This window comes from Sinorhizobium fredii USDA 257, from assembly GCF_000265205.3.
Taxonomy (GTDB): domain Bacteria; phylum Pseudomonadota; class Alphaproteobacteria; order Rhizobiales; family Rhizobiaceae; genus Sinorhizobium; species Sinorhizobium fredii_B.
In genome coordinates this window covers 2268936-2288384 of the sequence record NC_018000.1, presented here as the reverse complement: position 1 = coordinate 2288384, position 19449 = coordinate 2268936, and the positions used below count along the sequence as shown (strand labels likewise).

Here is a 19449-nt window from a genome sequence, read left to right as displayed (position 1 = left end):
ATTACTTCCTTCCCCAGACACTGCGGATCATCTCTTCGATCTCGGCATTGACGAGCGAGAGGGAATCCATCGCCCGGTCATAGGTGCCGCGGATGAATTGCGACCGCTCGACCTCGTAGAGCGTCTGCTTCGTGACGCCGGCATCCGAGATGGCGGTCGATTTCACCATGGCATTGTGCAGCATGCGGTTGCCGAAGATCGCCCGCATGAAGCCGGTCATCTGGCTCTGTGGGCCGTCATTCGGTTCGAAGCGGGTCACGAGGTAGCGCATCCAGTCATAGCTTGTGCGGCCGCCCGCCTTCTCGACGACGGCCATGAGTTCGCTCGTCATCGACAGGAACTGGGACATCGACATGACGTCGAGCATCTGCGGATGCACGGTGATGAGCGCCGACGTTGCGGCGCAGAGCGCCGACATGGTCAGGAAGCCGAGCTGCGGTGGGCAATCGATGACGACGATGTCGTAGAAGCTCTCGATCTCCGTCAGTACCTCGCCGATCCGCGCGAAAAACAGCGTCTCCGCCGAACCGCCGATCATGGCTTTCGGGGTCTCGTGCTCGAACTCCATCAATTCGAGATTGCCGGGGATCAAATGGAGATTGGTCGTATAGGTCGAGCGCACCACGTCGGCGATCGGACGAGGGTCCTCATAACGAATGGCGCCATAAAGGGTCTCGGCCTCGCCGACGTCGAGCTCCGGCTGATGGCCGAAAAGCGCCGAGAGCGATGCCTGCGGATCGAGGTCGATTGCCAGCACGCGATAGCCGCGCAGCGCAAGATATTGCGACAGGTGCGCCGCGGTCGTCGTCTTGCCCGAGCCGCCCTTGAAGTTCATCACCGAAACGACCTGCAGCTTTTCGCCCGGCCGCCGGTGCGGGATGTATTTGCCCGTCTTGCTGCCCTCGTCGAGAACGCGGCGGATCCGCTCGATGTCCTCGACAGCATACATGCGCCGGCCGTTTGACAGCGGCTGCGGGCCGTGGCCTTCTGAGGCGATCTGGCGCAGATAGCCTTCGCCGATTCCGATGAAGGCGGCAGCCTCCGCCGGGCTGAACAGCCGCATGGTTTTCTGAGCCGTCGGTGAGAAGATCTTCTTTTGATGTTCCTGCAGTTGATGCGCAAGTTCCTGAGCGTCGGCAGCCAGCAGGGAGGGCAAATGCTCCTGCTCGTCGACGCTATGGACTCTCGGCTGCAACATCATGATCTCCGAAAACTGCGCAAAAATCTGCAATAGGAGCGAATCTGCGCAGTTATACTATGCGCCGATTCGGTGCCGATTGACAAACGCTTGGCAAAAAGACCCGTTTTGCTCCGCCGCCTCATGATTTCATGAATATCTCCGCTCAGAGTTGTCCGCGGACAACTTCAGCCGAGAGGTTGTCCGCGGACAACGAGGCGCCGCTATTCGAGGCACCTGGCAGCGATTCATGCATAGCCATCTGCGCGGCTTGCGTGCGGGATCCGGGGAAGCCCTCGGTGGAAAAACACGAGGCCGAGGCGCAGGGGCTGTCGCCGGCGACGGAAATCGCTAAGGTGCCGGGCTGGTTATCAGCGAGGTCCCGGCCATTTCCAACGATCATCCTTCAGAAGACAGAGACCGCCCCGAGCAGCTGTCGCTGCACCAGAGGATCCTGAACGACGTCGAAGGGAACATCCTCTCCGGCGTCTGGCCGCCGGGCCACCGGATTCCGTTCGAGCACGAGTTGACGGAGCAATACGGCTGTTCCCGGATGACAGTGAACAAGGCAATCGGCGATCTCGTCAAGCGAGGCCTTATCGAGCGTCGGCGCAAATCCGGCAGCTACGTCACCTTTCCGCACGTCCAGTCGGCCGTCATGGAGATCCATGACGTCAGGCTCGAGGTCGAGTCGCTCGGCCTCGATTACGGCTACAGTCTCGACGAACGCGTGCTGCGCAAGGTCAAGTCCGGCGATTCGGCGCGGATCGATCTTCCGGGTTCGGCGCGCCTGCTCGAAATCACCTGCCGGCATTTTGCCGGCGGCCGGCCCTTTTGTCTCGAAGAGCGGCTTATCAACCTTGCGGCGGTGCCGGAGGCCGAAACGGAGCCTTTCGATGCGGTCGCGCCGGGCTCGTGGCTGCTCGGCCAGATCCCCTGGAGCACCGCCGAGCATCGGATCCGCGCCGTTGCGGCGAGCCGCCAGGCGGCACATACCCTCGATATAGCGATCGGCACCCCATGTCTGGTGATTGAGCGGCGGACCTGGATCGGCGGCGCCCCCGTTACCAGCGTACGGCTCACCTATCCCGGCGATCGGCACGAACTTGTCGCCGAATTCGCACCCGGCGCGAATGGATAAGTCGCAGCCTCGAGTAACCCTCCATTTTCAGATCGCATCCGTCAAAGTATGAAGGCGCCGGGGCTCGATTGCGTTTATATGATGCTCGGCTAATTTGCGGCAGGGCGATGTGCTCTGGAAGGGGCAGGCATGATTGCGAGCGGCGCAGCTGCGGATCTGCCGATGTGTGCATCGTCGGCGCTGGGCCGTTCGGCCTCGACGCTTCCGGCCGTCACCTTGGCGATGAGGCTCGGCGCCCATCTTGCTGCAAAGCAGCATTCATAGCGCATCCGGCTCGTCGTTCCGCTTTCAACCGCCTCGCCAAGAAAAAACAGCAATCTCTGGCACTTTGCCTTCGAGAGGGGCATCCTATCTTCATAGAAGTGTCATCCTGGCAGAGGGAGGAACGCGGATGCGCTGCTTTACTGTACTCGGTCCTTCGCAGATCGGAAAATCCACGCTCGTGGAAAGGTTGGGCTCGCTGGAAGGCGAGCCGAAAAAGTCAGTTTCCCCGTACGGTTTATGTGTCACTGAATTCGATTTTGGCGGCGAGGCCTGGTGTGCTCTCGACGTGCCGGGCAACAACGAGGCGCTTGCCCATACGCAGGATGCGTTGCTGGCGAGCGACGCCTGCGTTCTCTGCGTTTCGCCGGTCGTCGACGAGGCGGTGCTCGCCGCTCCCTATCTGCGGGCGATCGAGGCCTCGGGTACGCCCTGCATCCTCTTCGTCAACCGCATGGATGAGCCGCGCGGCCGGTTGCGCGACGTCGTCGCGGCGCTGCAGGACTATTGCACCCGTCCGCTGGTTCTGCGTCAAATCCCGATCCGCGACGGCGACAAGATCATCGGCAGCTGCGACCTCATTTCGGAGCGCGCCTGGCGCTATCGCGAAGGCCAGACATCGTCGCTTTTCGAGATACCCGAAAGCACGATCGAGCGTGAACACGAGGCGCGCACCGAATTATTGGAGCATCTTTCCGAGTTCGACGACTGGCTGCTCGAGGAATTGATCGAAGACCGCGAGCCGGCGAGCGACACGATCTACGCGATCTCGACCCGGGTGCTCAACGAGAACAGGATCATCCCGGTGCTGCTCGGCGCGGCAAGCCACAGCAACGGCATCATGCGGCTGATGAAGGTGTTGCGCCACGAAGCGCCGCGCGCCGATGCGCTGCGCAAGCGCCTGGCCGCAGCTGCCGGCATCGGCGAGGCGACGCTCACGGCTGTCAGCTTCCACGCCTACCACCGGCAGAGTGTCGGTAAGACAGTCGTCGCCCGGGCGCTGCAGAACGGCGTCAAGCAGGGGGCGGTGCTCGGCGGCGCCGGCCTCGGCGCGCTCCACGACCCGGCAAGCGGCCGGGCGATGGCAAGCGGCATCACCGTCGCCGGCCAGATTTTCGCGGCGGTAAAATCGGATCACCTCACCGTTCCGGCCCTGCTGACGCCCCATGCGACTGTGGCCCCGCCAGCGTGGACGGCGCCGCCGACGCCGATCCTCGAGCGGATCCTGGTGCCGGAAAGCGAGCGCGATGAGAACAAGCTCTCCGAAACGCTGGCGAAGCTCGCCGAGACCGATCGCGGCCTGACCGTCATGCAGGAGGAGGGCACCGGCGCGCAGCTGGTCAGCGTCCAAGGGCCGGTGCACCTGCGCGACATCTGCCGGACGCTTTCCGATGTCTTCCATGTGCAGGTCAGCGAGCGGCCGCCGAGCCCGGTCTATCGGGAGACGATCTCGAAATCGGCGGAGGTTCATTACCGGCACCGCAAGCAGACCGGCGGGGCCGGCCAGTTCGCGGACGTCAAGCTGAGCATCCATCCGAATGGCCGCGGTGAGGGGTTCTCCTTCGCCGAAACCGTCAAGGGCGGTGCAGTGCCGCGAAACTTCATCCCGGCAGTCGAAGCCGGCGCCCGCGAGGCGATGGACAAGGGCTCGCTCGGCTTCAAGGCGATCGACGTCGGCGTGATTTTGACCGACGGCCAGCACCATTCCGTCGACAGTTCGGAATATGCCTTTCGGACGGCTGGAAAGCTCGGGGTGCGGCAGGCGCTGTCGCAAGCCGCCGCCGTGCTGCTGCAGCCGATCTTTCGGGTGGAGATCCATGTTCCGTCGATCTATTCCGGCGCGCTCGTGCCGGTCGTCTCGACCCTCAAGGGGCAGGTGCTCGGCTTCGACCGCGACGAGGCGGCGAAGGGATGGGACATCTTCCGTGCCCTCATCCCCGGCAGCGCGTTCGAAGAACTGGCCCGATCGTTGAGATCGGCAACGCAGGGCATCGGCTATTTTGCCAAGAGCTTCGATCATTTCGAAGAGCTCTACGGCAAGGAGGCACAGGCGATCATCCATGCGCATGGCACGCATGTGAACGAGCATTGAGAGAGGCGAGGGGAGGAGAGGAGGCGCAGTAGACACAATCGCTCACGGCGCTACAGCGCCGCGCGTCTTGTCAGACGCGCAAAGGTCGCTGTAGCACTTGGAATTGCTGCATGTTTTGGAATGGCTCCTATTGAAGGAAACATGCAGTAGGCAGCATGCCGAACCAATCCGGCACCGTCTCGTCCAGGAAATGCCGAATGTTCATTATCTCGGAGCGAGGCCATCAAGCAGGAAGTCGAGGCCTTTCCTGAAAGCGCCGTCCCAATCGTTATCCAGCAGCAGACGAGAGCGTTCGATCGTCGGGTAGTGTTCGCTGAGGCGTGTGAGGCGCTGCTGCGCGGCGGCCCTGTCGTCGTCCGAGAGGTCGAAGCTCGCCCGGGTGACGGTAGCGCCTATCACATAGTTCCAGAGCGACCATATCGTGACGTTCAAATCCGCGTCCGCTACACCGGCTCTGGACAAGGTCTTGCTCAGCATCTCTAGGCGACTAAGCATATTCGGGCCGAGCGCCCGGCGCGGCAACAGCGATGCCGACCAAGGATGGCGCAGCATGCTGGCGCGCCAGTCTTCGAGCATATGAATGACTTCGCGGCGCCAGTCTTGAGACTCAGCTATTTGCGGCGGTCCGCGATATTCGAGGACCGAGTCGAGGGCCAGATCAAAGACCTCCTCTTTGTTGTCGACGTGCCAATAAAGGCTCATTGCGCCCGAGCCGAGGCGATCTGCCAGCCGACGCATCTTCAATCCGTCGACTCCCTGGGCGTCCAGCAATTCTACCGCGGTCGCCACGATCCGTTCCAGCGAGAGAGGCGGTTCACTGCGTGGCTCCTGCGCGGACCGGAGTGACACACCTGTCCGCTGAGACCGTTTGCTCTGAGCGCCGCTGCGTTTGGCTGCCATCCGTCTTCCTTGCTGATCAGAACGTCGATTTAAGCCGACGATGCGACGAATGTCGATCCTGAACGCTTGACTCGTACAGCGTACGGTGCGATTGAATGGTACGCTGTACGAGTAAATCATATGGGCGATGGGTTAAAGTTCAATCCTGCACCGCGGGGGCACGTTTTGTCCTCAGCGCCAAGAGAAAATCATGTCACGCGCAATCAAGCATCTGCTTATCGGAGGGCTACTCATCATGACCATGGGAGTTCCCAATGCGACGACAGCGAATGAGAATGATCTCAAGCTGATCATCGTCAATCCACGAAACCTCTATGATCCGACGCCGAATGGCTACAGCACGGCGGTGATTGTGCCCCGCGAAGCCCGGCTAGCCTACATCTCCGGACAGGGCGGCCAAGACAGCACTGGAGCCTTGTCGCCCGACTTCGCTGTCCAGGTGAAGCAGGCCTACGCAAATCTGCGCACCGCCCTCGATGCGCTCGGTGCAAGGCCGGATCAGGTCGCCAAGCTCACGGTCTTCGTGGTCGATCACGATATGTCCAAGCTGGAGGTGTTGACCAAAAACGTCAAGGAAATGTTCGGCGAGGCACTCCCGGCGCAGACTCTGATCCCTGTCCCCAAGCTTGCAATTGAACCCATGCTCTTCGAGGTCGAAGCCGTCGCCATTCTGGAATAGTGGCGGCGGATCATGCCGTCGGGCCAACATGCAAGCGATGTCCGGCCGGTCCGCGATGTAGCTCTTCGGCACTCTGGCTGAGAACTTCCGGTCACCACCCAAGCCTGAGCAAGAGATGCAACTCATGCGCCCCTTGTGGACAAGCGAGCGTCCTAACTCCGCTCCGCCCAGACCTTCGCCAGTTCGACGATCGTCTCCACCGCTCTCTCCATGTCCTGCCGGCTGATCCATTCAAGCGGCGAGTGGAAGGCGTGGCCGCCGGCAAAGAGGTTGGCGGAGGGCAGGCCCATGAAGGACAGCCGCGACCCGTCGGTGCCGCCGCGGATGCTGCCGCGAACCGGCGTCATCCCGGCGCGGCGGATCGCCTCGACGGCATTCTCGACGATCTCCGGATGGCGGTCGAGGATCGCCTTCATGTTGCGGTATTGCTCCTTGACCTCGAAGCTGTAGCTGGAGCCGGAATAGTCCTTCATGACGCTTCTCGCCAGGTGATCGAGCATCTGCTCCTTGGCGGCGAGGCCCTCTTCTTCGAAATCGCGGACGATGAAGCTCAAGGTGGCCTTCTCCATCGAACCGGTCAGGCCGGTCGGATGGACGAAGCCCTCGCGGCCGGCCGTCGTCTCCGGCGCCATGTCCTTCGGCAGCCGATCGACGATCGCCGCGGCGATCTTGATGGCGTTTTCCATCTTGCCCTTGGCGAAGCCCGGATGGATGGCGACGCCGTGGATGGTGATATCGACGCTGTCGGCCGAGAATGTCTCGTCCTCGATATGGCCGGCCGTCTCGCCGTCGACCGTGTAGGCGAAGGCGGCGCCGAGCTTTTCAAGGTCCGCCTTGTCGACGCCGCGGCCGATCTCTTCGTCGGGCGTAAAGAGGATCTTGATCGTTCCGTGTCGAATGTCGGGATTGTCGACGAGGCGCTGGGCGGCCGCGACGATCTCGGCGAGACCGGCCTTGTCGTCGGCGCCGAGCAGCGTCATGCCGTCGGTCGTGATGATGTCGTTGCCGATCTGGTCGGCGAGCGCCGGATTGTCGCTGACGCGGATCACCTGCGCCGGATCGCCCGCGAGCCGGATGTCGCCACCCGCGTAGTTGCGGACGATCTGCGGCTTGACGTTGGTGCCGGTGAAGTCGGGCGCCGTGTCCATATGCGAGCAGAAGCAGATCACCGGCACCGGCTTGTCCACGTTCGACGGAATGGTCGCATAGACGTAGCCGTGCTCGTCGAGATGGGCGTCGGCAAGGCCGATCGCCAGCAACTCCTCGACCAGCAAACGGCCGAGAGTCTTCTGCTTTTCGGTGGAGGGCTGCGTCGGTGACGTGGGGTCCGACTGGGTGTCGATGACGACGTAGCGCAAGAAACGGTCGGTGACGGTATCAGTCATGGCGAGCTCCAGAGCGGCATCGAATGAAACCCGCTATAGCCCGCGCCGGTGCCGCGGTGAATTGATTTTCGCCCTGCCGATGCGTTTTGCCGGCGCGGTCGACCGCAATTTCGAGCTTTCGCTGGCGGCGGGGACGCAACGGAGGCATGATCGGCTAGTCAGCGGCGACGCATGCTGCTGTCGACCTAGATGCCAAGGATGCCAAATCGGAAACCTTTGAGGAGGATACGGTGAGCGGGCACGTCTATAAGAAAGTTGAACTGATCGGAAGTTCTCCGAACTCGGTTAACGAAGCCATCGAAACGGCGATTTCGCGGGCTTCGAAAACGATGCGTAACCTCGACTGGTTCGAGGTCGACCAGATTCGCGGGCAGATCGTCAATGGCAAGGTGGCCCACTATCAGGTGGTCATGAAGGTCGGATTCCGGATCGACGACTGAGCGGCGCGGAGAGGGGAAGCATAGAAGAGCGGCCCGGCGCGTCATGCATCGGGCCGCTGGAAGCCTGATGAACAAGGATCAGGCGGCCTGCAATGCGCCGGTGGAGCGCCGATCCAGTGCACCGCTCCAGAGGGTCAAGAGCAGTGCGAGGGACACGAGGACGGCGCCGACCCAGGGCGTCGCAGCGAGACCGAGGGCGGAGTCCACCACCGTGCCGCCGAGCCAGGCACCGAGCGCGATGCCGAGGTTGAAGGCGGCGATGTTGAGCGCCGAGGCGACATCGATGGTGCCGGGTCGATGCTCCTTGGCAAGCTGGACGACATAGAGCTGCAACCCCGGAACATTTGCGAAGGAGAGGAAGCCGAGCGCGGCCAGCGTGACGAGCGTCGGCACCGGGGAAGCCGCCGTGAAGGAGAAGGCGAAGAGTACCAGCGCCTGGAGGAGGAAGAGGCCGATAAGCGCCTTCACCGGATTGGTGTTGGCGATCCGCCCGCCGGCGATATTGCCGATGGCGATGGCGACGCCGTAGAGAACCAGGATCAGGCCGACGCTTTCGGGCGAAAAGCCGGTGATTTCCTGAAGGATCGGCGCGAGGTAGGTAAAGGCGACGAAGGTGCCGCCATAGCCGAGCGCGGTCATCGCGAAGACGATCAGCAGGCGGCCGGAGGAAAGCACGCGGAGCTGGTCGACAAGGCTTGCCGGGGTAGCCCTGGAGAGCGACTTCGGCAGGAGCGCCGCGATGCCGGCAAAGGCGATCACGCCGAGCGCCGCAACGGCCCAGAAGGTCGTGCGCCAACCGAAGATCTGGCCGATATGGGTGCCGATCGGCACGCCGGTGACGATTGCGACGGTCAGCCCCATGAACATCATGGCGATCGCCGAGGCGCGGCGATTTTCCGGAACGAGATCGGCGGCGATCGTCGAGCCGACCGAGAAGAACACACCGTGGGCGAAGGCCGAGAAGACGCGGGCGACGAGCAGCATTTCATAGCTCGACGAAAGTGCAGCTGCCGTATTGCCGGCGATGAAGAGCGCCATCAAGCCGAGCAGTAGCGGCTTGCGCTCGATCCTGCTAGTGAGTGCGGTGAGAATGGGGGCGCCGAAGGTGACGCCGAGCGCATAAACGCTGACGATAAGGCCGGCGAGCGGCAGGGTAATGTCGAGGTCGGTCGCGACCGTCGGCAACAGACCGACGATGACGAATTCAGTGGTGCCGATCGCGTAAGCGGCGATCGTCAGGGCGAAGATAGCGAGAGGCATGGCAAATCCGTTTCCCCCCACTGTTCGGAGTGCGAGCGGAGGCTTGAAGAGGCGTTGACGACGGTTGGTCTTTCGCAGTGCAATATGCTAGCGCCGCGCCGCCGCGATAAGCGGCTGCCTTGTTGAAACGCCTGTGAATTCAGTTCATGAATGTAGATCGAATGAGCTTTCCGCTCACGGATAGGGTTGTCGCAAAGCCCGATTAGTCGCGAACGAGCCAGGCCTCGATGCCGCGCGCCGCGGCACGGCCCGTCGCAATGCAGGCGGTCAGCAGGTAACCGCCGGTTGGCGCTTCCCAGTCGAGCATCTCGCCAGCGACGAAGAGGCCGGGGAGCGCCTTCAGCATGAAGTGAGCGTCGATCTGATCAAAGCCGATGCCGCCGGCCGACGAGATCGCCTCGGCGATTGGCCGCGGCCGCAGCAGCGGGATGGGCAAGGCCTTTATGGTGACTGCCAGCCTTTCTGGATCGGCCTTCGATGCCGCCGGCACGAGCTCGCGTAACAGCGCCGCTTTGACGCCTTCGAGGCCGGCGCCCTTCCTGAGGCGATTGGCAAAGCTCGCCTTGCCGTCCTGGCGCGCCAGATCCCGCGTCAGGCGGTCCAGGCTTCGACCCGGCGCGAGATCGAGCGTAAGCGCGGCCTTGCCGTCCCGCTCGAGCTGGTCGCGCAGGGCCGCCGCATGGGCGTAGACAAGGCTGCCTTCGATCCCGTGGCGGCTCACCACGAATTCGCCCGGAAGGGCGCCGGCTCCGGACGTGGCGGCGACGGATTTCAAGGGTTCGCCGGCGAAGCGCCCCACGAATGCCTCGCTCCAGGCGACGTCGAAGCCGCAATTGGCGGGGCGAAACGGGTGGACTTCTACTCCCTTGGCGGCCAGCCAAGGCACCCAGGCGGCGTCGGAGCCGAGCCGCGGCCAGCTTGCGCCGCCAAGTGCCAGCAGCGCGGCGTCGCAGTGGACGGTCTTCCGTCCCTCCGGCGTCTCGAACAGATAGCCGTCCTCCGCAAGGCCGATCCAGCGGTGGCGGGTGAGGAGCCTGACGCGCTTGGCCTCCAGCCGGCGCAGCCAGGCCCGCAGCAGCGGGGAGGCCTTCATCGCCTTCGGAAAGACGCGGCCGGAGGAGCCGACGAAGGTTTCTGTGCCGAGCCCGGCCGCCCAGGTTCGTATGTCGTCGGGCGTGAAGGCGTCGAGGGCAGGGCGGAGGCGATCGGACGCGTGGCCGAAGCGCATCGCGAAGCGCTGATAGCTCTCGGAATGAGTGATGTTGAGCCCGGACTTGCCAGCAAGCAGTAACTTGCGCGCGGCTGTCGGCATCACCTCGTAGATCGTCACCGCATGGCCGAGCTCCGCCAGGGTCTCGGCCGCCATCAGGCCGGCCGGTCCGCCGCCGATGATCGCGACCTCTTTGCGTGCGATGACTTGCTCGCTCAAGACTGTGCTTCCGCTGGCGCCGGGCCGGTCGACTCGCGCAGGATGAGTTCGACGGGCCAGAGCTCGTGGATTTCCTCGGCCGACCGTCCGCCCAACAGTTGCAGCACGAGATCCGCCGATCGTGCCCCGGCCGCCCGCATCGAGGAGCGGGTCGCCGAAAGCGACGGGACCATGTTGTCGGCCGTCAGATAGGGGAACACGTCGTCATGGGCGATCACCGAAATGTCGCGTCCGACGACGAGCCCGCGGGAACGCACCGCGCGATAGATCCCGAGCGCCGTCATCATCGAACCGGCAACGAAGGCGGTCGGCCGCGGCGATTGTTCGAGAAACGACCGGGCATAGCGAAAACCGAGCTCGTCGGTGAAGTGGTCATGGGCGACAAGGCGTGGATCGAAGGGAATACCGCGCTCCTGCAGCGCATTGCGGTAACCCTTGTCGCGATGCAGCGAGAAGGTCCGCCCGTGGCGGCCGTTGATCATCGCAACGCGTTTGTGGCCGAGGTCGAGCAGATGGGACGTGGCGCGCCGGACGGCGCTCTCGTTGTCGATATCGATCCAGGCATGCGGCACGTCGGTCTCGGAACGGCCGTGGACCAGAAATGGAAAGCCGAGCTCGTGAAGAAAGGCGATGCGCTCGTCGGTCGGCTTCGGCGAATGGACGATCACCGCATCGACCCGGCCGCTGGTGACGAGCCGGCTGTAGAGCGAAATCTCGTCGGTGGAGTCGCGATCCGTCGTCGGGCTGACAAGGATGTCGATGTCCTCGCCGTCCAGGCGCTCGGCCATGCCGCTCATGAATTCGGCGAAGTGAAACTCGCCGGTGCGGCCCATGATGACGCCGATCGCACCGGCGCGCCCCGTCACCAGCCGCACCGCATTGATGTTGGGCCGATAGCCGAGCCGGACGGCCTCTTCCGCCACCCGTTTGCGGGTCTTTTCGCTCACCTCCGGATAGCCGCTCAGCGCGCGGCTGACCGTTGTCGGCGAAAGACCCAATTGGCGGGCGAACTCCTTGAGCTTCATGCGGCCTAACTATTCCCTTAACCCCGGTTGCTCGATGAGGAATATACGCCTTTGCCGCAAGGGACAACCGATCGCCCGGTTGCCGCATCTGGCGAAAAGCAGAGTCTGTCTTGCGCGGTCACCTCAGCCAAATCGCTTTAAATTTCATGAGGCGTACACTCATCGTGAGCTTTGAGTCAACGAACGCGAAGCAGGGTTGTAAACAAGATAAGCTCCTGAATTTGTGACATTTAACCGTCTGAATTCGTACCTGCAAACTGGCGTCCGGCAGTATATTGACATCATTTCGCGCTTCTGACACTTTTTTCCAGCCAAACCGTTTTCGAATTTGCTGAGGAGCTTTCGAGCGGTTGGGGGATTTGGAGGAGCCATCGATCATGACACTGCTTCTGAGAACCTTGACTCTCTGCGCCGCTTTGGGCGCCGCCGATCTTGCCGTCGCTGCGGAGCTCGCGCTTGCCGCCAACACCACCGGCAAGAACGTGCATTTCATGCGCGAACAGCTCGACGCCTTCGAGAAAAAGACCGGCCACAAGGTCAGTCTCGTCACCATGCCGCCGTCGAGCAGCGAGCAATTCAGCCAATACCGGCTGTGGCTGGCGGCTGGAAACAAGGACGTCGACGTCTACCAGACGGACGTTATCTGGGCGCCGCAGCTCGCCGACCAGTTCGTCGACCTCACCGAGGCCGCCAAAGACGTGGTCGGCGATCACTTTCCGTCGATTATCCAGTCACAGACCGTCAACGGCAAGCTGGTGGCGCTGCCGATCTTCACCGATGCGCCGGCACTCTACTACCGCAAGGACTTGCTGGAGAAATATGGCAAGACGCCGCCCAAGACCTGGGACGAATTGGCGGCGATCGCCAAGGAGATCCAGGAAAAGGAGCGGGCCGACGGGAAGGCCGATCTCTGGGGCTATGTCTTCCAGGGCAATGCCTATGAGGGGCTGACCTGCAACGCGCTGGAATGGATCAAGTCCTCCGGTGGCGGGCAGATCGTCGAGGCCGACGGGACGATCTCCGTCAACAACGAAAAGGCGGCTGCGGCCATCGAGCGGGCCAAGGGCTGGATCGGCACGATCGCGCCCGAGGGCGTGCTTGCTTATCAGGAGGAGGAATCGCGCGGCGTCTGGCAGACCGGCAATGCCGTCTTCATGCGCAACTGGCCCTATGCCTATGCGCTCGGAAATGGTGACGACAGCGCCGTCAAGGGCAAGTTCGACGTGATGCCGCTGCCGACCGCGACCGACGGCGAAAAGCCGTCCTCGACGCTCGGCGGCTGGAACCTCGCGGTGTCGAAATACTCCGATGAGCAGGAAGCGGCGATCGAGCTCGTAAAGTTCCTCTCGTCCAAGGAAGTGCAGAAAGCGCGTGCCCTGCAACTGTCGCAATTGCCGACGGTTGCCGCCCTTTACGACGACGCGGAAATTGCCGCCACCCACCCCTTCATGCCGAACTGGAAACCGATCTTCCAAAGTGCCGTGCCGCGCCCGTCGGCCGTCACGAAGGTCAAGTATAACGAGGTCTCCTCGAAACTCTGGAGCGCCGTCCATAACACGCTCTCCGGCGACGGCACCGCTGCCGAGAACCTCGAACTGCTGGAAGTCGAGCTGACCGAGCTCAAAGGCGACAGCTGGTAAACCTCCCCGGGCGGGGAAGCCTGTAAAACTTTGTACCTCTCTCCCCGCCTTGCAGCCGTCGCCGGGGATGGCGGCCCACTCCGGCCGCCATCCCCCTGAAACCTAGCGGCGAAAGCCGAACGGCAATGGGGAGCCAACCTTATGATCGATCTCACCGTCGCGGACCCACCGGCCGCGCTTGCGCATTCGAGCTATATCAATTCGGACCTCAAGGTCCAGCGCGTCCGCTCCGCCTGGGTGTTCCTGGCACCGACCCTGCTGGTGCTGGCGCTCGTCGCCGGCTGGCCGCTTGTCCGGACTATCTATTTCAGCTTCACCAATGCGTCGCTGACCAACCTTGCCGCCGCCGATTTCGTCGGCTTTCAGAACTATCTTTCCTGGATCACGCTGAAGAGCGGCCGCACCATCTACAAGGGCCTGCTCGCCGATCCGGCCTGGTGGAACGCCGTCTGGAACACGCTGAAATTCACCGTGATCTCCGTCAGCATCGAGACGGCGCTGGGGCTCGTCGTCGCCCTGGTGCTGAATGCCCATTTTCCCGGGCGCGGCCTGGTGCGGGCGGCAATCCTCATTCCGTGGGCGATCCCGACGATCGTTTCGGCAAAGATGTGGGCATGGATGCTCAACGATCAGTTCGGCATTCTGAACGAGATATTGCTCGGGCTCGGCCTGATCAGCCAGAAGATCGCCTGGACCGCCAGTCCCGATACGGCGATGATCGCCGTGCTCATCGTCGACGTCTGGAAGACGACGCCGTTCATGGCGCTCCTGATCCTCGCCGGCCTGCAGATGGTGCCGATCGACATCTATGAGGCCACCAGGATAGACGGGGTCCATCCGCTCCGGGTGTTCTGGCGGGTGACCTTGCCGCTCATCCGGCCGGCACTGATGGTCGCGGTGATCTTCCGGATGCTCGACGCGCTGCGCATCTTCGACCTCATCTACGTACTCACCCCCAACAATGCGCAGACGAAGACGATGTCGGTGCTGGCCCGCGAGAACCTTTTCGATTTCGACAAGTTCGCCTACGGCGCGGCCGCCTCGACCATGCTGTTCCTGATCATCGCCTCGATCACCATCCTCTACATGTGGTTCGGGCGCGTCAACTTCGACGGAGGAGAACGCTGATGGCTGCGACACTCGCGAAACGCACCGCTTTCTACCTGCTCGTCGCGACGATCATCGTCATCGCGGTCTTTCCCTTCTACTACGCGGTCCTGACGAGCCTCAAATCCGGCACTGCCCTCTTCCGCGTCGACTATTGGCCAAGCGAACTGTCGCTGGCCAATTACACGAACGTCGTCTCGAGCGGCAGCTTCCTGCGGAATCTCGGAAATTCGCTGCTCGTGGCGACGTTGGTCGTCGCCATCTCGCTGCTGCTCGCGGTCACCGCCGCCTATGCGCTCGGACGGGTGCGCTTCCGCGGCCGGTCGCTGCTGCTGCTGACCATCCTGTCGGTGTCGATGTTTCCGCAGATCGCCGTTCTTGCCGGTCTCTTCGAGCTGATACGCGGGATCGGGATCTTCAACACGCCGTTGGCGCTGATCTTTTCCTACATGATCTTCACGTTGCCGTTTACGGTCTGGGTGCTGACAACCTTCATGCGCGATCTGCCGGTGGAGATCGAGGAAGCGGCGATCGTCGACGGCGCCTCGCCCTGGGTGATCATCACGCGGGTGTTCATGCCGCTGATGTGGCCGGCCCTGGTCACGACCGGCCTGCTCGCCTTCATTGCCGCCTGGAACGAATTCCTGTTCGCGCTCACCTTCACCTCGTCGGACGTGCAGCGCACGGTGCCGGTGGCGATTGCGCTCCTTTCAGGCAGCAGCAACTTCGAAATACCGTGGGGCAACATCATGGCCGCATCGGTGATCGTCACGGTGCCACTGGTGGTGCTCGTGCTCATCTTTCAGCGGCGGATCATTTCCGGCCTGACGGCCGGCGGCGTCAAAGGTTAGGAGTTAAGAGATGGCAGAGCTGCAATTGCGCGACATTCGCAAGTCGTTCGGCGCCTACGACGTCATCAAGGGCGTCAGCATGGATATCCGGGCGGGCGAGTTTATGGTTTTCGTCGGCCCTTCCGGTTGCGGGAAGTCCACTCTTTTGAGGCTGATTGCCGGCCTCGAGGAGATCACCTCCGGCACGCTCTCTTTCGACGGTGAGGTCGTCAACCATCTCGTCCCGTCGAAACGTGGCATCGCCATGGTCTTTCAGTCCTATGCGCTTTACCCGCACATGACGGTCTTCGAGAACATGGCCTTCGGGATGCAGCTTGCCGGCAAGGACAAGGAGCAGTGCCGCAAGCGCGTGGAGGCGGCGGCGGAGATGCTGCAACTCACACCTTATCTTGAGCGGCTGCCGCGTCAGCTCTCGGGTGGCCAGCGGCAGCGCGTCGCGATCGGACGCGCGATCGTGCGCGATCCCAAAGTCTTTCTGTTCGACGAGCCGCTTTCCAATCTTGATGCGGCGCTGCGCGTCGCCACCCGCATCGAGATCGCCAAGCTTCATCGCAGCATGCACAAGACGACGATGATCTATGTCACGCATGATCAGGTCGAGGCGATGACGCTCGCCGATCGCATCTGCGTGCTGAGAGACGGGCGCGTCGAACAGATCGGCACGCCGCTCGAGCTTTACGAAAATCCGAACTCGGTGTTTGTCGCCGGCTTCATCGGTTCGCCAAAGATGAACTTCCTCTCGGGGAATTTCGCCGCGCTCCACGAAGCCGAGACGATCGGCATCCGGGCGGAACATCTGGAGATCGCCGGCGGGGACGGGCAATGGGCCGGAACCGTCGTCCACTCCGAGATGCTCGGATCCGACAGCTACATCTACCTCGACATCGGCGCCGGCGAACCGGTAATCGTCCGGGAGACCGGGACGTCCCGGCATCAGCCCGGCGAGACGGTGCGGATCGCTCCCGAGGCCGGCCAGATCCACCGCTTCGATGCGGCGGGGCGGTCGATAGGACGCCACATTCTGCGAGGTGCCGCGTAATGCATGCTTCCTTAAATCGTCGCCGATTTAAGGATAAAAACATGCAGCATTCAAAGTGCTACAGCGACCTTTGTGCGTCTGAGAAGACGCGTGGCGCTGTAGATCGCATCGATTTCGGATCATTTCCAAATGCCAGACGTTAGACCCGGTAGGGCGAAATCCCAGCCCGACCCCGGTCGACAGACTCAATTCACGGACAGCGGGCACCCGCGGCGGATGCCCCAATCAGCAGGAGAACGACCTTGTCTATCAACACCATCGTATGGGGTGAGAACATCCACGAGCAGACGAATGCCGTCGTGCGGGAAATCTATCCGGACGGCATGCACAACACGATCGCCGCGGCGCTGAACACCGATCCGGCGATCAAGGCGACGACGGCGACGCTGCAGGAGCCGGAGCACGGGCTGAGCGAGGAGCGGCTGGCTTCGGCCGATGTGCTTTTGTGGTGGGGCCACAAGGATCATGGCGCCGTCGACGACAGGATCGTCGAGCGGGTCGCCAAGCGGGTCTGGGAAGGCATGGGACTGATCGTGCTGCATTCCGGCCATTTCTCCAAGGTCTTTAAGCGGCTGATGGGCACGCCCTGCGCACTCAAATGGCGCGAGGCGGGCGAACGCGAGCGCGTCTGGGTCGTCAACCCGCGCCATCCGATTGCCGAAGGCCTCGGCGACAATTTCGTCATCGAGCACGAGGAGATGTATGGCGAGCAATTCTCCGTGCCGGAGCCGCTGGAGACGGTGTTCATCTCCTGGTTTGCCGGCGGCGAGGTGTTCCGCTCCGGGCTGACCTGGCGGCGCGGCGCCGGCAACATCTTCTATTTTCGTCCCGGCCACGAGACCTATCCGACCTATCACGATGAAACGGTGCAGCATGTGCTGCGCAATTCGGTGAAATGGGCGCATAACCCGCAAGGGTCCTACAAGGCGATCCACGAGGCGCCGAACGTGCCGGTGGAAAGGGCGCTGGAGCCGATCGTCGAGCGTGGCCCGAAACTGCACCGCGCCGGCGAAGCGGGCTACAGATGAGGAGCGTGCCGATGCGTCTGCTGATACTCGGAACCGGCGGCATGGCAAACAGCCATGCCAACGCCTTTGCCAAGATAGACGGCGTCGAAATGGTCGGCGCCGTCGACGTCGACCCGAACCGCGCCAAGGCCTTTGCCGAGCAGCACGGTATCGAGCATACCTTCACGTCGCTCGAGGAGGCGATCGCCTGGGGGCAATTCGACGCTGCGACCAACGTCACCCCCGACAAGGCGCACCATCCGACGACGCTTGCGCTGATTGCCGCCGGCAAGCACGTGCTCTGCGAGAAGCCGTTGGCGGAGAACTATGAAAAAGCTGCGGAAATGGCCGCGGCGGCCGAGCGCTCCGGCCTCATCGCCATGGTCAACCTCACCTACCGCAATGTGGCGCCGCTCCAGAAGGCGCGCGAACTGGTGCTCTCCGGCGCCATCGGCGAGGTCCGGCATCTGGAAGCCTCCTACCTGCAGAGCTGGCTGGTGTCGAAGGCCTGGGGCGACTGGGCAAGCGAGTCCAAGTGGCTGTGGCGGCTTTCGACCAGGCACGGCTCGAACGGCGTGCTCGGCGATGTCGGCATTCATATTCTCGATTTTGCCGGCTATGGGGCCGGCATTTCGGTCGAGCGTGTGTTCGCGCGGCTGAAGGCCTTCGACAAGGTGCCCGGTAACCGGATCGGCGAATACGACCTCGATGCCAATGACAGTTTTGCCATGACGGTGGAGTTCGACAGCGGTGCCATGGGCGTCATTCATGCGAGCCGCTGGGCAACCGGCCATCTTAACGAGCTGAGGCTGAGGCTGCATGGCGACAAGGGTGCGCTGGAGGTGATCCACACGCCGGATGGCTCTAGCCTGCGGGCGTGCCTCGGGCCCGACGTCGAAAAGGCCATCTGGCGCGAGGTCGATGCGGGCGCGGTGCCGACCAATTACGAGCGCTTCGTCGCCGCGGTTCAGGCCGGGCAGGTGACCGAGCCCGGCTTCCGCCATGCCGCCGACCTGCAGAAGGTCCTCGATCTCGCGATCGAAACCGAGCGTGAGCGGCGGGAACTCGGGGTCGCGGATATGGAGTGGGTCGCGGACGGGCGGCTCGTCGTCGGAGGATAACTCAAAGCTGCTCCCGCTTTCCGGCATTCCCGAAAAGCGGGAGATAGTCGGCACAGCGTTCATAGCGAACGCGCGACATGTTCGAGCGGTCGTCGTTTCTCGTGGGCCGCTCGATCCCAGCGCTGTGACTTAGCGGCTCCGGCTCGAGCCGAAGCCGTTAAGTCTAGGCATGCAGGTGATGACGATAATCCCAGAGCGCCCAGGCGGCGATTGCGGCGACGAGCACGCCGAGAATGACGTGAGTCCACATCGCGTTCGCATTCGCCATGAAGCCGAGGATCCAGGGAGAAACGATCAACCACAGACCGATCACCATATTGGCCCATTCCTCCCATTCGGCGAAGGCCGAAAGGGTCGCGACCGCAAGGGCGCCGAGCACGATTGCGGCGATCCAAGCGTTCCAGGTCGGCGTCGTATCAGATGCGAAGCCGATGACCCAGGGAGAGAGGAACAGGCAGACGGCCAGGACCAGATTGGCCCAATCCTGACTTCTTCTTCCTGCCATAAGGGTGTTGGGCATGACAACCTCCACGTATGAAGCTTGATCAAAGCGTCACCACTCGCGTGCAACACACGGCTCCGGTCGTTTGGGATCGCACGGTTGCCGTAACGCCTTGAATTGCTGGGGTAATTTTATCCTTAAATCGGTTTCGATTCAAGGACTCCCGCAATATGCGGATTTTGCAGGTTATTCCCGCTGCGCATGACCTTGCGGGGCCGCCGAAACGACCGTCGTGCGAGGGTTGTTTCGGCATCGGAAATACGCTTTCCTGCCTGCCGGAACTCTGTTGATGCCTTCCTTCCCGTTGGAAATAAGCCGGCCCGGGGCGATTTGTCTGTAGTGGCGAACTGGCCTATGACGTTGTGCCCAGTCCCAATTTCGCAGTGCGAGGCA

At 62.6% G+C, this 19449-nt stretch carries 17 protein-coding genes; 10 read left to right on the top strand and 7 right to left on the bottom strand.

Going from position 1 to position 19449, the window contains the following annotated elements; genetic code table 11:
• Position 1: 1 nt before the first annotated feature.
• The gene (gene repA / locus USDA257_RS10575; protein ID WP_041415117.1) at positions 2-1195 is read right to left on the bottom strand and encodes a plasmid partitioning protein RepA; all 1194 of its coding nucleotides are present in this window, start codon (positions 1193-1195) and stop codon (positions 2-4) included.
• Positions 1196-1610: 415 nt separating this feature from the next.
• On the opposite strand from repA, the gene hutC reads away from it, so the two are divergent.
• Both hutC and USDA257_RS10560 read left to right on the top strand, forming a co-directional pair.
• Positions 1611-2318: a histidine utilization repressor gene (gene hutC / locus USDA257_RS10570; RefSeq protein ID WP_041414072.1), complete on the top strand. Its 708-nt coding sequence runs from the start codon at positions 1611-1613 to the stop codon at positions 2316-2318.
• 391 nt (positions 2319-2709) lie between these two features.
• Positions 2710-4671, top strand: coding sequence for an elongation factor G (locus USDA257_RS10560; RefSeq protein WP_014762938.1), 1962 nt, complete (start codon positions 2710-2712; stop codon positions 4669-4671).
• A 204-nt stretch (positions 4672-4875) separates the two neighbouring features.
• Here the strand turns inward: USDA257_RS10560 and USDA257_RS10555 are convergent, their stop codons facing one another.
• Positions 4876-5571: a TetR/AcrR family transcriptional regulator gene (locus USDA257_RS10555; RefSeq protein WP_014762937.1), complete on the bottom strand. Its 696-nt coding sequence runs from the start codon at positions 5569-5571 to the stop codon at positions 4876-4878.
• 190 nt (positions 5572-5761) lie between these two features.
• Here USDA257_RS10555 and USDA257_RS10550 point away from each other — a divergent pair, with 190 nt between their 5' ends.
• A complete protein-coding gene (locus tag USDA257_RS10550; RefSeq protein WP_014762936.1) occupies positions 5762-6250 on the top strand; it encodes a RidA family protein in 489 nt (162 codons plus the stop codon).
• Between the two features lie 152 nt (positions 6251-6402).
• On the opposite strand, the gene pepT is transcribed toward USDA257_RS10550, so the two are convergent.
• A complete protein-coding gene (gene pepT, locus USDA257_RS10545) occupies positions 6403-7635 on the bottom strand; it encodes a peptidase T (protein ID WP_014762935.1) in 1233 nt (410 codons plus the stop codon).
• A gap of 230 nt (positions 7636-7865) precedes the next feature.
• Between pepT and USDA257_RS10540 the strand changes: the two genes are divergently transcribed.
• Positions 7866-8075, top strand: coding sequence for a dodecin (locus USDA257_RS10540; RefSeq protein ID WP_014762934.1), 210 nt, complete (start codon positions 7866-7868; stop codon positions 8073-8075).
• Between the two features lie 78 nt (positions 8076-8153).
• On the opposite strand, the gene USDA257_RS10535 is transcribed toward USDA257_RS10540, so the two are convergent.
• The 3 genes from USDA257_RS10535 to USDA257_RS10525 all read right to left on the bottom strand — a co-directional run bounded on the left by USDA257_RS10535 (position 8154) and on the right by USDA257_RS10525 (position 11789).
• Entirely contained in the window at positions 8154-9335 is a 1182-nt protein-coding gene (locus tag USDA257_RS10535) for an MFS transporter (RefSeq protein ID WP_014762933.1), read from the bottom strand.
• A 202-nt stretch (positions 9336-9537) separates the two neighbouring features.
• Positions 9538-10749, bottom strand: coding sequence for a TIGR03862 family flavoprotein (locus USDA257_RS10530; RefSeq protein ID WP_041415116.1), 1212 nt, complete (start codon positions 10747-10749; stop codon positions 9538-9540).
• Positions 10750-10760: 11 nt separating this feature from the next.
• Positions 10761-11789: a substrate-binding domain-containing protein gene (locus USDA257_RS10525; RefSeq protein ID WP_014762931.1), complete on the bottom strand. Its 1029-nt coding sequence runs from the start codon at positions 11787-11789 to the stop codon at positions 10761-10763.
• Positions 11790-12166: 377 nt separating this feature from the next.
• On the opposite strand from USDA257_RS10525, the gene USDA257_RS10520 reads away from it, so the two are divergent.
• The 6 genes from USDA257_RS10520 to USDA257_RS10495 all read left to right on the top strand — a co-directional run bounded on the left by USDA257_RS10520 (position 12167) and on the right by USDA257_RS10495 (position 18554).
• A complete protein-coding gene (locus USDA257_RS10520) occupies positions 12167-13429 on the top strand; it encodes an ABC transporter substrate-binding protein (protein WP_014762930.1) in 1263 nt (420 codons plus the stop codon).
• Positions 13430-13570: 141 nt separating this feature from the next.
• Complete coding sequence (locus USDA257_RS10515) at positions 13571-14557, top strand: carbohydrate ABC transporter permease (RefSeq protein ID WP_014762929.1); 987 nt, start codon at positions 13571-13573, stop codon at positions 14555-14557.
• Positions 14557-15387 carry a carbohydrate ABC transporter permease gene (locus USDA257_RS10510; RefSeq protein ID WP_014762928.1) on the top strand — a complete coding sequence of 277 codons (831 nt, stop codon included), beginning with the start codon at positions 14557-14559 and terminating at the stop codon, positions 15385-15387. Before USDA257_RS10515 ends, USDA257_RS10510 begins: the two co-directional genes overlap by 1 nt.
• Before the next feature lie 10 nt (positions 15388-15397).
• Positions 15398-16426, top strand: coding sequence for an ABC transporter ATP-binding protein (locus USDA257_RS10505; RefSeq protein WP_014762927.1), 1029 nt, complete (start codon positions 15398-15400; stop codon positions 16424-16426).
• 242 nt (positions 16427-16668) lie between these two features.
• Positions 16669-17454 (top strand): ThuA domain-containing protein, encoded by a 786-nt coding sequence (locus tag USDA257_RS10500; protein WP_014762926.1) that lies wholly within the window; start codon positions 16669-16671, stop codon positions 17452-17454.
• An 11-nt stretch (positions 17455-17465) separates the two neighbouring features.
• A complete protein-coding gene (locus USDA257_RS10495) occupies positions 17466-18554 on the top strand; it encodes a Gfo/Idh/MocA family protein (RefSeq protein ID WP_014762925.1) in 1089 nt (362 codons plus the stop codon).
• A gap of 163 nt (positions 18555-18717) precedes the next feature.
• Here USDA257_RS10495 and USDA257_RS10490 read toward each other — a convergent pair whose 3' ends face one another.
• The gene (locus USDA257_RS10490) at positions 18718-19074 is read right to left on the bottom strand and encodes an SPW repeat protein (protein ID WP_014762924.1); all 357 of its coding nucleotides are present in this window, start codon (positions 19072-19074) and stop codon (positions 18718-18720) included.
• Between the last annotated feature and the right edge of the window lie 375 nt (positions 19075-19449).

Excerpts from the sequence above, each read along its gene's own strand:
- USDA257_RS10520 (WP_014762930.1), top strand. The coding sequence starts at position 12,167 with ATGACACTGCTTCTGAGAACCTTGACTCTCTGCGCCGCTTTGGGCGCC.
- USDA257_RS10550 (WP_014762936.1), top strand. The coding sequence starts at position 5,762 with ATGTCACGCGCAATCAAGCATCTGCTTATCGGAGGGCTACTCATCATG.
- pepT (WP_014762935.1), bottom strand. The coding sequence starts at position 7,635 with ATGACTGATACCGTCACCGACCGTTTCTTGCGCTACGTCGTCATCGAC.
- USDA257_RS10525 (WP_014762931.1), bottom strand. The coding sequence starts at position 11,789 with ATGAAGCTCAAGGAGTTCGCCCGCCAATTGGGTCTTTCGCCGACAACG.
- USDA257_RS10560 (WP_014762938.1), top strand. The coding sequence starts at position 2,710 with ATGCGCTGCTTTACTGTACTCGGTCCTTCGCAGATCGGAAAATCCACG.
- USDA257_RS10535 (WP_014762933.1), bottom strand. The coding sequence starts at position 9,335 with ATGCCTCTCGCTATCTTCGCCCTGACGATCGCCGCTTACGCGATCGGC.
- USDA257_RS10505 (WP_014762927.1), top strand. The coding sequence starts at position 15,398 with ATGGCAGAGCTGCAATTGCGCGACATTCGCAAGTCGTTCGGCGCCTAC.
- USDA257_RS10490 (WP_014762924.1), bottom strand. The coding sequence starts at position 19,074 with ATGCCCAACACCCTTATGGCAGGAAGAAGAAGTCAGGATTGGGCCAAT.
- USDA257_RS10515 (WP_014762929.1), top strand. The coding sequence starts at position 13,571 with ATGATCGATCTCACCGTCGCGGACCCACCGGCCGCGCTTGCGCATTCG.
- USDA257_RS10495 (WP_014762925.1), top strand. The coding sequence starts at position 17,466 with ATGCGTCTGCTGATACTCGGAACCGGCGGCATGGCAAACAGCCATGCC.
- USDA257_RS10510 (WP_014762928.1), top strand. The coding sequence starts at position 14,557 with ATGGCTGCGACACTCGCGAAACGCACCGCTTTCTACCTGCTCGTCGCG.
- USDA257_RS10555 (WP_014762937.1), bottom strand. The coding sequence starts at position 5,571 with ATGGCAGCCAAACGCAGCGGCGCTCAGAGCAAACGGTCTCAGCGGACA.